The following is a 13,656-nucleotide window of genomic DNA, read 5'->3' as shown; positions in this document are numbered from 1 at the left end:
AGTATTTAATTACATTAATAGACAGTTGTCCCATTCTGATCTTTCACTAGAAATACGGGATAAAAAACTCAACCCAACGCCACTTATTCCTTCTAAAAGGGAGAAGCTATCTAAATATCCATTAACGCTGTGCCATCTTGTTTTCCCAGTTAAAAGTTTGGATGAGGGTTTGATTAAGTCCATTGCTACATCTACCCAATAATCTGAAGCGATTAATAATTTATCACTTTTTGTTTCTAAATAATACTTATGAAAAATATAAGCCAATCCAGCAGCTCCATGACAAAGTGCCCCATCTTTCACTTGTGCCTCTTTAACATTAGTTCGGAGACTTGCACTTTCAAATATCTCTACGGCATGATTAACAAATAGGGAATTATTTATTGAAACTCCAGCTTGCCATAAACTTATACCGACACCCAGATCTCCATAACACCAACCAAGTCTTGTACACTCCTCAGTCTTAGTATCAATATTCGTTGAATAAGAATACATTGATTCCTTAACCTTAACATTTTTCGCTCGGATGATAGTATTTGCACAATTCTCAATAGTTTCTTTTAAGTAAGCAAAATCTTCGGACAAAGTGTAAATCTTTGAGAATATTACCAACAAGGCAGGAGTGCCATGGGAAAGTCCTAAGTTTAAGACTCTATTCTGTTTTTTCTCGGTTTCAAAATCAAAAGCTTCCCAAAAAAAGACTTCATTCTCATTCACAGCAACATTTAACAGTGAATTAACCATTTCCTTAATATACGTTATAACCTTTTCGTTCATCTTTTTAGAAGCCATATAGAATAAAGCACCTCCTGCTCCGTGTAAAAAATCATAATTTCCTTTATTTAAAGATTGATTAAAAAAATTCACTGCTATGTCATCCAGATCGCTCATTTCGTCATCAAAATCAGTAACCCCCTCCTTATTTAAATACATTGTAATCCATCCTGTGCCTATTATTCCTGAACAAAAAGAAACCGAGGATGGTTTATCGTATGAATATTTCATCTCGCCTTCCAAAACGATTTTTAAAGCTTCATTTAATAATTTCTTCGCCTCTTCATCTCCGAAACATTTATAATAATGATAAAGAAAAAGACAACACCCGGATGAATTAAGCAAAGCTCCGCTATCCTTGTTGATATATTTCAAACTATTCGTAATAACCTTATAAATATGATGGATACTGTCGGTTATCATCTCCCTTTTATTATCTATATTTTTCATATTTTATTGTATGCTCTTTTATATACTGAAATTGTATTTTTTGACATCGAAACAGAGTTTAGTTTTTCAGCTAATAACTTACTTGCATTAATGCTTATCAAACTCCTTAATTCTACATTATTAAATAATTCCTCCATGCAGGCTGTTAATGATATAGTATCGATTGAGTTAGAATTGCCAGGTGACCCTAAAACATAATCGGCCTTAAGGACGTGTTTTCTATTTTCAAAAAGTTCGAATCCGTCAATATCACTAACAATAACAGGCAATCCATTATTCATCATTTCAAGTACTGAAAAGCTCGACTGCTCAGAATATGAAGGCAATACACCTACATCAGAAAGACTAAAAACAAGCGATAACTGAGCCCCAGTTAAGAAACCTGTAAACACAATATTTCCCATATTTTCAAAAGTAAAGCTCAAAGCAGAATAGACATCACCCCCACCAACTACAACTAATTTTATATTGCTCTTACCCTTGGCAAACACGATAAAAGATTGTATGAGTTCATAAAGTCCCTTGCTCTTTTCAATTCTACCAACAAATAAAAAAATAAAATCTTTTTTTGAAAATCCAAATCTCTTTTTCAAATCACTTTTCTTATTTAAAGCAGGTTCTAAAGCCTTAACACCATTATAAATTAAAGTGACCTTTCTACTATCAAATGAATAATTGTTAATGATTGCCGACTTGGTATAATTCGATAAACAAATTACCTCATCCACTAAAGAGAAAAATTTCTTTTCACCTTCCAGTAAAATTGAGTTGAAATCATTAGGATTTATTTGTGGATTAATAACTTGAACATGTTGAGTGGCAACAACATTAAACCCTAACCTCTTGGCAACTTTACATAATTCAACTTCTCCTGAAATATTTAAGTGAATAATTCCGTCCTCACAGCCGGATAAAAACTTAATGAGTGTAATGCAAATATTTGCTGAATATGCAGATATTCTAGGTTGATTAATATTTAAATTTTCGGTCTTTAAATTGTTTGCAGATAGAACAATTTCAATATTCGTATAAGCGTTTTCTTCATCAATCTTTAAGATTTTCGCGCTCCCTTTATCTGCATATTTTATGCTGACACAAAATAGATTAACCGAGTCAGACTTTGCTAATTCAGCAAGTAAATTATTCCTATATGAACCAATTCCGTAAATGTTACTGATCCCCTTTGAGTCTACGAAAATGACGTTTATTTTTTTGGGAGTACTATTTATATTCTTCATAAACAACTGTTGTTAATATGTTCAAGATTACTTCACCAACTTTGAATCTATGAAATTCATTTTTTGATACCGCCAGAATACCCAAACGAAAATCATCAAAAGCCTCAGTGTAATTCATTAGATCATCTTGATCAACATTTGTCTCATTATTGAGAGCAAAGTATAAGAATTTGATCAAATATGCATTTTCGGAATGACTCAATTTTTCCATATTCATCAACCTTTCAATCTTAATCATTATTTCGTTATCAAAGAGCAACTGATCAGTGGCATAACCTCTCATAAACCATAAAGAACAAAGCAAAAGAATTTTAGATTCTGTATTTTCTTCAATAAGAAATAGACTTTCTATTTCACTCAATGCTCTCTCGAAGTGATTTGACGCTTTATCTTTATAAACTTTCCTGTAAAAGAAAAGACTAATCGAAAACAAAACAATGTTTATTAATTCTGCTTTCCGAGGATAAAAATTTTCAAGTGTTTTAGAAACCCGTTCATAAAAAATTTTATTTGGGGTACCTGAATAAATACCAATATAAAGAGTCAGATATAATGTTGATAATGAAATATCACATTCTAATAGATCTTCAAAATCCTCATTTAAAGCTTGATAAAGCGCCTTTATATCAATACAAAATCCCTCCTCTTCTGAGGAACATATGATATATATTACCATCAAAATCAACCCCTCTTTTTTTTTTGTAGTAGTAAGCTTAGCCTCGGAATATGCTTCCTTAAGGGATTCAAGAAGTAAATCAAGACTTAAATTCGAAAATAAGTTACTGTCGATTACTTTCGATACCATAAACAGATAGTGGCATCCTTGTATTTTATTGGGAATATCCTTATATATATAATTGTTGGTAAGAAGATTTAAGGTTTGATCGATCAAAAACTCCTTAGATTCATTTTTAAGCGTTTTATTCATTATTTTTTAGTTTTAAAGAGACCATCAAAGAGCCTTTGCCCTAATGTTATGTCTTTAGTTATAAAAATCACTTCACTCTTGAGATTTTCTCGATAAGGAATAGTATGCTTTAGATTAGTTTTAAGTCCACCTGGCAAATCTACCTTACTTAAAAAACCGCTATCTAATGCAATGTTGGATATATAGTTAAGCTTTCCGTTTAGCATCCCAAATTCCTTGTATGGATAAGAATTGAAGCGAACTTCCACAGGATTATTTTCCTTTAATCTCCCAATAGCTTCCTGACTTAAAAAAATCCTTAGGTAAAACCTAGAATTAACAGGCATAACGTATCCAATAATTTTACTAGGAGAAATGACTTGATTTTCATGAAGAAAAGATGAAAACGCGATAGATCCACTTTCATTCGAGGAGATTGAATATTTATCAATCCAAGCTATTAATGCCCTTTTTAGAGAATGTATGGCTTGACGAAATTGAACCTTATTTTGTAAAACATCATGTTTCATTTGCATGACCTCGCTTCTTTTTTGACTAACTAAAGATTCGTTATTAATTATTGCAAGAGATACATCAAAATAACTCCTCTCTTTACTAATCAGCTGACTTTCCGACCTTGTCAAATCAAGCTTAGTTACTAACGCCTCTTTATTAAGAATCTCATCTACATTATATGTCTCTTTTTCAATATCCAGTTCCCTCTGAGATAGAGTTTGTTGCTTCTCCAAAATAGCATTTTTACTTAATGCAATTTTAATATCCTTATCTACATAGTTGATCTTACTTTCATAAAATCCATTTAAATAGAAATCATCATATTTTTGAAGCTCAGAGATGAATTCTGAATAATTTTGCTGTAATTCCCCCCAGTTAAAATTTCCAATTTTTTTTATAAAAAAATCTTTTTTTTCTACTCCTTTATCTTTCAAAAGATCATCATCGAGTTTATCAATATTTTTAAGCAAGACTAGTACTTCGTTATAATTGATTTCGGTTTCCAACCAACCAATTATATCTCCCTTTTTTACTACTTCATTATTTTGTACCAATAATTTTTTTAATATTCCATCGGTCTTTGACTTTAATTCTACTGGTGCATGTTCAGCACTAAGATAGCCAACCTGAACAACCTTATCGGGATATCTAATGAAGCAAGTCATAGAAACCAAAAAAATAAAAATTGCCACAATAATCTGAATACCATTACGCTCTAAAAAATTTGGTTTGTGAGCAATAAATGTTGTCGCTTCCTCGGATCTTTCAAATCTCCTTTTATCATCTTCCCAATTTTCAAACATAAAAGCTATATAATTAATACACAATTTGTTTTCTAACAAGACTCCAATATTCTCCCTTAAGCTCAATGAGTTCATTATGATTTCCTCTTTCCATCACCTGGCCTCCCTTCATTAATAATATTTGATCAGCATCCTTGATTGTACTAAGTCGATGCGCTATAACAATCACCGTTTTATTGACTATATGTTTTTTTAGGTTATTCAAAATGATTGTTTCATTATTTACATCCAAAGCATTTGTTGCCTCATCGAAAAAAAGAAATTTGGGCTTCTTATATAATGCTCTTGCTATCAAAATTCTCTGCTTTTGCCCCTGACTAATCCCTACTCCCTCAGAACCAATGATTGTCTCCAAACCATTAGGTAGTGAACCAATGAATTCATAGATATTCGCAAGATTACAACATTCTATAATCCAATCTTTATTGGGAGTTTCATCTCCTAGTGCGATGTTATTTCCAATCGTGTCATTGAAGATATAACCATCATGAATTACAAAACCAGAAATGCTTCTCCAATAAGAAGGACTGATCTTTTTGAAATCACTATCACCAATATTAATCGTGCCTTTAAAATCATCGTATGATTTCATAAGTATTTTCAACAATGTCGTTTTTCCTCCACCACTTTCACCCACAATAGCAGTCATCTTCCCTATTGGAATATCAAGATTAACCCCTTCAATTACAGCAGATTCCGCACCTGGATAGGTATAACTAACAGAACTGAGCTTCATTTGATTTGGATTTTCAGGCAAATGGTTTACAAAAATTCTGTTCTTCGCTTCTTCTTCCTCAACTTCATGAATATCATTCAACCGCTCAAGGCTTATTTTAGCGTCCTGACTACTCTGCACCAACCCAATAAAAGAACTAATTGGTCCACTTAATTGGCCTATTATATATTGGACAGAAACCATAGTCCCAAAAGAGATTTGACCATCAATAACGAGTTTGGCTACGATCAAAGAAAGGGTAATATCTTTTATTTGACTGATCAACAATCCCCCTGCAGATTGTACCTGGTTGTAGTTCATCATTTTAAAGCCAAACTGAAAAAGTGTTGTCTGTAAGCCTTCCCACCTCCACCTTTTAATGTGTTCAGCATTATTAAGTTTGATCTCTTGCATTCCCTGAATGAGTTCAATCGTGTTACTTTGATTTTTCGCACCAAGTTCAAATCCCTGATGATTTAATTTCCTTCTGACTCCCATAAAAGCTCTTATCCAAAGAAAATAAAAGAAATTTCCTACTAAAAAAATAATAAAGAGTTGGATATTAAATGACACCAAAATAATAGAATACAATACGAAATTAATTATTGAGGTTAAAATATTGATTGCTGTATTGGTCATGAAACTTTGAATCACACCGTGATCTCCCAATCGCTTCATAGTATCACCAGTGTGATATCTATCAAAATAAGAAATAGGCAATCTTGATAATTTAATCCAGAAATCAGATAAAATGGACAAATTAAGAATATTAGCCATCCTCAATGAAATTCGACTTCGAATAAAACCAACAACGGTAGAACTAATCATCAAAACAATTTGAGCAATAGTAACAAGCTCAATAAATCCAAAATTTCGACCTTCAATCCCAATATCAATGGTACTCTTCATGATAAAGGGGGTGACCATTTGGATCATTAGGGTAAAAATAAATGCAGCAAAAATTGCAATAATCTGTGGCTTAACTTGATTCAAATAAGTAAGAAAGAAGCCAAATGTGAGTGTGTATTTCCCCCCGTCACCTTCTTGTTCATAGAATTTCGGTGAAACTTCCACAAGAAGTGCATTGCCTCTTTTATTGTTTGAAGTTAACCATCCTTGCAAAAACTCCTCCTTATTATAGGTGACAATTCCAATAGCCGGATCGGCCACTTTCACATATCCGAATTTTGAAATTTTTAACAAAATTACAAAATGATTATTTTTCCAATGTAAAATTACTGGATAGTCAATATACAATAAGGATTCAGGACTTAATTGAACCCCCCTTGGTCGCAAACCAATCTTTTCGGACAACTTACTAAGCTCAAACATTGTAGTGCCCTGTTTGCTATATCCAGACAATCTTCTTAACGTTTCCAGAGAATAATTTCGACCGTAGTATTGTGCAATCATTTTAATACATGCAGGACCACAGTCCATTACATTCAACTGCTTAATAAATTTAAAACTCATCCTGGTACTTCATTTTCTTTCAATTGTAATTCCTAAGGATCAAAAATTTCTAAAAAAATTTGGGTTGATTATAATCAACCCAAATGAACATTACTTTACCTTAACAATCTTTACAAGTCGGATCTCCATAGGTATTTGGACATGTAGCTGTACATTGAGTCTTGGTGCAATTGAAATCAGTGTGACATCTATCCACCGCACTTATATAACATGTTGCATTCCCTAACCCAGATGCCGGATCGCAGTCAGCACCACCATAAACGCTTTGACAACCGCCAGTACATCCATCTGTACAATTGGCAGCGCCATAAGTAACATCAGTGCACGTTTCTGTACATTTTGTCACTGTTGGAGCAACACCTCCAACGAGCCTCTGTTGCTCTTCCTTTGTAAGATCTGCAACATCCTCCTTAGTAAACCTAAGAATCTTTAAACTTTTCTTCATATTTTATATTTTAAGTTATTTTCTCAACATAATATTAATTATTGTATAAAAACAAAAAATAACGAAATACAAACCTCTAGTTTACAAATTGTAATTTCTATCTTATAATATTCATAAAATAAAGCTATAAAATATCGAACTGAAATTCTTTTAATCCAAAATCGACTCATTATTAATAAACTACATAGTAGCCAAAAAATCAATAAGAATAATTAATTGAATTTATTTATGAGCAGAATATGATAACCTTGAAATAAGGTCTAATAACCTTTCATTTTCTGATTTTAACCAATGAATATTTTCTTTCATATGTTGGATCAAAAGACAATAACCAGAATCCGATTTTTCTTGGTCCAAAACAAAATTAAATAACCTAGTTTCATTAAAACTAACTATGAAAGCCACTGAAACACCCAGAATATCAGCGATCTGATTCAAACGTTTCACACTTATATCAACTTCATTTCTTTCAATTTTCCCATAACTAGTTAATGAAATATCTAGTTTCTGGGCGATATAGGCTTGTTTTATTTCTCTTACTTCCCGTATTTTTCTAATGTTATTTCCTACGTGCATTTTATTTAAATTTTTTGAGCGATGATCAAGGATTCTTTCCACAAAAAAATCTTGAAAAAAATTATAATAGACTTAAAAGAACTTGCTATAACTAAAATTAGAAATAACAGCTAATGAATAAAGCTAATAGAAATTAGTTAAATAAAAAATAGTTTGACTTATATTCTCTTTTATTCACTGCAAATTAAAACAACACTCTGTCACCTAACCTAATTTTCATTACGCAATCGTTTGACATCACTCATAAGTCATAAAAGCCAATTAAATTACTTAAATAAACTTTTCACCAACTTATAGCGCAATAAAATACTAATTACAAAACAATAAATAAACTCAAACGCATGCTATATCTACATCTAACAACATAATATCCACCTACAGATAAAGACAAAAAACTCTCAAATAATATATAATAAAATTAGCGCAATCGATTTAAATAGACATATAGAAGCAAAAAATAGCATGATCCATCTAAATCGCTTAGAAAAAACCAAACTAAAATATCGCTAAAGTAAATAAATCTAAAAATTGAATATCTATCTTTCATTGTCCGATTAGAAATATGTTTACCTCCAGAAGCTTTATTGTTGGACCAGTCTAAGCAAGCAGCAGAAATGTCTAGCACTTGGGAAAACAATAAGATCAGTGCCGATCTCCGAGAGAATCGTTATTAATGCCCCCCTCTCAGCTAGTATGATATTTTTTGCATATCTAATTTTCCATCGTTCTTGCTCGTCCCCTTTTTTTTACCCTTATGCTCAGGTCTTGCTTCCCAATCCTGTTTTTTGTTTTCTTCGATTTCCCCGTTCAATAATTTCTTGATCAAATTCATCAATTTTAAGATGGAAATATTAGTAGAGCTCATAACTCTGCTCAAACAAATATTCATTCCACCAGACACCTGTAAGAGTTTCTGCAATTTCTTCTTTGCTTTTATTAACCTTGCTATTTACCAAGTTTAATAAAACCCTCTGATCAAGTTTCTCCAGCCAAGATTGCATCTATTGTAGTTCTGCCCGATTGATCCGTAACGTCACCTAGCGTAAGGTCTAAACGGATATTGGTAAACCGTGGTGTTTTTTTTTGCATTTATATATAACCGGCAACATCCTCGAGCAGGCTGATTCGTGTGTGTAGCAACCGAATTCCTTAGCATCCCTTGTCTGTTGTCCGATGGATACAAAGTACGATCTACTTATCCACACACAATGCCTGTGGCTTTGGCATTCGCTACAGGTATAACCTCCTGTTTTTTGATTCATTTGTCTTCATGTCTGATAAGTTTATTTACAGTGCACAACAGGTATAGATTGTTACTTAAACTATTATATACGGGATATCCATACAGATTCACCAAACATTGGTCCTACCGTTCTTGAAAATAAGAACTTCTCCACCCAGCCAGCATTTACCTCGAACAGTAAGTGTCATTTAAGAGTTCAGTCTTGGATGAATGCTGTAAGAATAATACAAAGTTATTGAAATTTTGTTATGGCGATATCGACATTGAGGAATTTTATCGATTACAGCACTTAGATCTAAGACAAATCGAAGAGTATAAATAATCAAAATAATGCTTTATTATTTCAACAATATAAAACACTAAAGATAAGTTAAATCATTAACATACAGAGACCAAAAACAGTGAATAGGATAATTTTATTAGAAAACACTAATTAAAATTTTAGGAAAAAAATGAGTTAGTTTGCATTATGTTTATAATTAATTTAGAACAACAATGAGCTTATGAAAATTGCCTATCTCATTTTGGCTCATCAAAATATTAGCCAATTAGCTTTGTTAATAGATTTACTAACTTATGAAAATCATAACTACTGTTTTTTGCATTTAGATGCGCGTGTATATAGTCCATCTGCTATAAAACAATTAAAGAAAGAAACTAAAAGCAAAAATTGGCATTCGATTACGGGAAGAAGCTATATCAACTGGGGAGGCTTTAGTATGGTAGAAGCCACTTTAAACCTTCTAATTGATGCTTTAAATTTTAAAACTAAAGAATTCGACTATGTCTCTTTGCATAGTGGGATGGATCTACCTATTAAGAACAATCAGCAAATTGAAAAATATCTAATAACTAACCACGGCAAACAGTTTATAGATTACTTTGAACTTCCAAATTATAAAAATTGGGGCGGAAATGGGGGCTTAGATAGGGTAAACTATTACTGGCTTATTGATGAATTGGGGGTAATTGAAGCTCAGAAGATCGTAGATGCTCAAAAAGCGATTAAAATGGAAAAACCGCAATCAGGTTTTAGTGCTAAAATATATGGTGGTTCGCAGTGGTGGACCATTACCTCGGATTGTGCAAAGTATATCATTAATTTCTTAAACGACACACCAAGGTTCTACCATTTTTTTAAATATGCCTATATAGCCGACGAACTTTTTTTTCAGACTATCATATTAAATTCGCCACACAAACACCAGGTTGAGAACAATAACCTAAGAGTAATTGACTGGAAATCAGGCCCAAACTACCCTAAGATATTTAATATAAACGATATCGAAAATTTAGAATTTACAACATCATTATTTGCGCGTAAATTCGATGTTCGTTATGACGAACAGATTATAGTCTATTTAAAAAATAAAATTCATGCATCCTCCTATCCAAATTAGGTTACTAGATATGAGAAAAATTTGTAAGGATCAAATTTATAAATAATCGTTATAACTTATCCATTCAAAATAAAGACCTCTAGTACATTGCTGGATTGCACTGTGGGAAAGTGGTACTCATAAATAAGTTCGTATTATTATCAGTACAAAAAACAAACTACTGATAAATAGAAAATTACACACAATGTCTGACTAGACTTAATTGGTATCTTAATTTTAGGATAAGGTCAATAGAACTATCATAGAATTACAACAATAAAGTAGACATTGGTTTAAGCTGCAATATTTTGTTTATTTAAGTTACTTCCAAATTCCTCTGTGGACAAATACCTTCAGCTTAGAATATTGTCTTTTCCTTTTATACAAGGTTTCAATGTATTCGAAAACGATATATGCTACTTGCTCCTTACAAATAAACAGATTAAAATCAAATAGTTATAAAACGAGACTATTGTTCATAGAAAATAGAAGACCTTATACATTTCAGTAAATTCAGCAGAAATAGTCGTTAGACACTTTCATGAATAGCTGCCGTAGGCTAATTGCCTATAAAACAAAAGACCAAAGTTAAAATAGCAATAGTTAATCTATATCGATAATATCTCCAGGTTTGCAATCTAAAACTCTACATACTGCTTCCAGTGTATCAAATCTAACACCTTTTGCCCTTCCAGTTTTTAAAATGGAAAGGTTAACTATGGTTAAACCAACTTTCTCAGAAAGTTCTGTTAAAGACATTTTGCGTTTAGCGAGCATTATATCTAAATTGATGACTATAGGCATGTGAGTTAAATAAAGGATTCATTTTCCTGCCTCGTATTTACACCTGCTTTAAAGGCTAAAGCAAAAGCTAAGAGCGTTAGTCCTACTAGGGTTTCTGATCCGATTAAACCTGCCCCATTTTGCAGTACATAGCCGGAATCATTGAGATGTAATTTCACAATACAGTTGATGAACAATTCCTGTGTTATCCACCTTATAATAGGAAGTAATATTAATGTAATAGCCCCGAATAGAATCATAGTAGCATTTTTCTTTGTAAACACCTCATCCTTATTAAAGGAGCTAAATAGTTTTTTAATGTAGTAAATTATAAGGCCAATGAGTAGCCAATAAATTAACTGCGAAATTTGGAACAAAACGGCTGGAAATGAAAATAATTCACTTGGGGACTTAAATCTCAAATGAACTAAAGATTGATTAGTTGGTTGAACTACTAGTCTGTCATTGAACCATTCACCTAAAGTTTGATTAAGCACCTGATCTTTGTTTTTAGCTATAACATCATATACTTGATAACCTCTGGTGCTATTACTCATTTTAGGAGCTCCAGGAGAAAACAATTTCAAGAATATAAAAATCGCATAAAGTACCAATATTATAGTGGCTAAAGAATTAAGGAATTTGATGATTTTGCTGTCGGATAGTTTCATGTTCATTAGAATTAATTCAAAATAAATATAAAAATTATTTAAAACAAAACAACTAAAAATTATTGTATTATTTTAAATAATTAAATTATAACAATAATACAGTTAACAGGATGTCCTGAAATTATTTGTCGTTTAATCAGCTAAATTAGCTCATGTTTAACATCAGATAAATAGCAAATGAAACCCGAAACTTACAGTTTTATTATGCAGGTATTTGATCTGGCCAGGTTAATCCCGGAAGGAAGGGTCACCACTTATGGTACCATTGCCCGTGCCCTCGGCTCTGCAAAATCAGCAAGACTTGTAGGTAAAGCCATGAACCATTCACATGGCACTATCTATAAAGTACCTGCCCACCGGGTGGTAAATGGCAGCGGTCTGTTGACCGGCAAATTTCATCTTACTGATCCCGATCAGATGCAGAGCCTGCTAGAAGCAGAAGGCATAACCGTTAAAGACAACCAGGTTCAGTATTTCAAAAAGGTATTCTGCCCCCCTTAACTGAACTATAAAAACATTATATCTTTCAAAATCCGGGCAGTGGCGGAGCAATGGTTACTTCATCAGGGGGAATGAAACGAATGGGTGTAAAATTTTTATTCAGTTCATTATTGAAACGGCCTACTGCATGTCAAAGTTATATCTGTCTCATTTCTATTGCATATCCAATTTCATCAACCAACTCTTGTGCGACCAGATCGCCAGTTGGCCATACTGGTTCCGTGTCGATACCAATATCAGCAAAGATATTGCAAACTTTACTTTCCTCTCTATAAATGTCGAAACTACCATCTTCCAGGGAAATAACCAGCAGCTGCCCACCCTTATTTCCAAAACGGGACAGAAGTCATCGTAAGCGGTGATGACTTGATGCTGTCTCCATTAATACCGACATCGGTCTAAAACGTAATCCAACTTGTAAAATAAGATACTTAATTTTTATACTTGTTATTGAAGAATTCGCACAATCCAGGCTCCTGCATGATAACATGGGGTGCACCAACAACCGCAAATACTTTTTTTCCTTTTGCAACTTCAGTGAGCAACATCGTTAACATGTACCTATCCCTGATGACAGATGATTCTGTTGACATCTGTTGTATTCTTGTTGTAAGAGAACCCTCTAATGACTTGGGCGCAACCATATCCAGTACCACATGGTGCCAGTTTCCCACTTGTGATATTAATTTATGTACCTCTACGGAGAACTGAATTATATCTTCAGGAATCCCCTTAAATCCGGCGAGTTTTGCTTTTTTTATTCCGACAACCACGATACTGTCAAGCTCTACATCAGATTTACCCATTCTTTTAGCCTGTTCTGTCTGTGTTAATATGCCATGGATAAATATCTCACTATCTGTGAATTTTTTACGAAGTTCATCTATGACCGCAAATGGAGATGGTTCAATTGTTTTATCTGGTATAGCGTTTTCCCTAGCAAGGTAACGGACAAATCCTGCTTCTCCTTTTTCCCTGACAATTGTTTCTAAGAGTTTTGGAAGTTCATTTTTCCTATTAGGGTTCCCTCCCTCCCAAAAAACAATATCTGGCCTGAAACCTGTGAATTGCTTTTCAATATCCGTTAACATTTGGATCGTTGGGATTATAGATATGAGAAGAACCATAATAGAAAAGTTTTCCTCCCGACTTATGATGGAATTTCATGATAAAAGGTCGTTT

General features: G+C 32.9%; 12 protein-coding genes. 2 read left to right on the top strand and 10 right to left on the bottom strand.

Annotated features, from left to right (window positions below):
* Positions 1-9 precede the first annotated feature (9 nt).
* The 7 genes from CPT03_RS02255 to CPT03_RS22730 form a co-directional block, all read right to left on the bottom strand.
* Positions 10-1,224, bottom strand: coding sequence for a lanthionine synthetase LanC family protein (locus CPT03_RS02255; RefSeq protein ID WP_099437322.1), 1,215 nt, complete (start codon positions 1,222-1,224; stop codon positions 10-12).
* Complete coding sequence (locus CPT03_RS02250; RefSeq protein ID WP_099437321.1) at positions 1,221-2,462, bottom strand: glycosyltransferase; 1,242 nt, start codon at positions 2,460-2,462, stop codon at positions 1,221-1,223. The genes CPT03_RS02255 and CPT03_RS02250 overlap by 4 nt, the downstream gene beginning before the upstream one ends.
* Entirely contained in the window at positions 2,446-3,390 is a 945-nt protein-coding gene (locus tag CPT03_RS02245) for a hypothetical protein (RefSeq protein ID WP_099437320.1), read from the bottom strand. Before CPT03_RS02245 ends, CPT03_RS02250 begins: the two co-directional genes overlap by 17 nt.
* Positions 3,390-4,688 carry an HlyD family efflux transporter periplasmic adaptor subunit gene (locus tag CPT03_RS02240; protein WP_172954125.1) on the bottom strand — a complete coding sequence of 433 codons (1,299 nt, stop codon included), beginning with the start codon at positions 4,686-4,688 and terminating at the stop codon, positions 3,390-3,392. Before CPT03_RS02240 ends, CPT03_RS02245 begins: the two co-directional genes overlap by 1 nt.
* A 13-nt stretch (positions 4,689-4,701) precedes the next feature.
* Positions 4,702-6,876 (bottom strand): peptidase domain-containing ABC transporter, encoded by a 2,175-nt coding sequence (locus tag CPT03_RS02235; protein ID WP_099437318.1) that lies wholly within the window; start codon positions 6,874-6,876, stop codon positions 4,702-4,704.
* 667 nt (positions 6,877-7,543) lie between these two features.
* Positions 7,544-7,939: a helix-turn-helix domain-containing protein gene (locus tag CPT03_RS02225; RefSeq protein WP_099437316.1), complete on the bottom strand. Its 396-nt coding sequence runs from the start codon at positions 7,937-7,939 to the stop codon at positions 7,544-7,546.
* Positions 7,940-8,585: 646 nt separating this feature from the next.
* On the bottom strand, positions 8,586-8,729 hold the full coding sequence (locus CPT03_RS22730) for a hypothetical protein (protein ID WP_157766325.1): 144 nt from the start codon (positions 8,727-8,729) through the stop codon (positions 8,586-8,588).
* 914 nt (positions 8,730-9,643) lie between these two features.
* On the opposite strand from CPT03_RS22730, the gene CPT03_RS02220 reads away from it, so the two are divergent.
* Entirely contained in the window at positions 9,644-10,540 is an 897-nt protein-coding gene (locus CPT03_RS02220; protein ID WP_099437315.1) for a beta-1,6-N-acetylglucosaminyltransferase, read from the top strand.
* A 582-nt stretch (positions 10,541-11,122) separates the two neighbouring features.
* Here CPT03_RS02220 and CPT03_RS02215 read toward each other — a convergent pair.
* Together CPT03_RS02215 and CPT03_RS02210 are read right to left on the bottom strand one after the other, a co-directional pair.
* Complete coding sequence (locus CPT03_RS02215; protein ID WP_099437314.1) at positions 11,123-11,323, bottom strand: helix-turn-helix domain-containing protein; 201 nt, start codon at positions 11,321-11,323, stop codon at positions 11,123-11,125.
* Between the two features lie 5 nt (positions 11,324-11,328).
* On the bottom strand, positions 11,329-11,973 hold the full coding sequence (locus CPT03_RS02210; protein WP_157766324.1) for a DUF2975 domain-containing protein: 645 nt from the start codon (positions 11,971-11,973) through the stop codon (positions 11,329-11,331).
* A 177-nt stretch (positions 11,974-12,150) separates the two neighbouring features.
* Here CPT03_RS02210 and CPT03_RS02205 point away from each other — a divergent pair, with 177 nt between their 5' ends.
* On the top strand, positions 12,151-12,474 hold the full coding sequence (locus CPT03_RS02205) for an MGMT family protein (RefSeq protein ID WP_099437312.1): 324 nt from the start codon (positions 12,151-12,153) through the stop codon (positions 12,472-12,474).
* Positions 12,475-12,905: 431 nt separating this feature from the next.
* Here CPT03_RS02205 and CPT03_RS02200 read toward each other — a convergent pair whose 3' ends face one another.
* On the bottom strand, positions 12,906-13,601 hold the full coding sequence (locus CPT03_RS02200; RefSeq protein WP_099437311.1) for a hypothetical protein: 696 nt from the start codon (positions 13,599-13,601) through the stop codon (positions 12,906-12,908).
* Positions 13,602-13,656: the final 55 nt, after the last annotated feature.

The sequence above is a fragment of the Pedobacter ginsengisoli genome (assembly GCF_002736205.1).
Lineage (GTDB): Bacteria > Bacteroidota > Bacteroidia > Sphingobacteriales > Sphingobacteriaceae > Pedobacter > Pedobacter ginsengisoli_A.
Note: the sequence above shows the minus strand (reverse complement) of the source record. Positions and strands in the feature narration are given on the sequence as shown.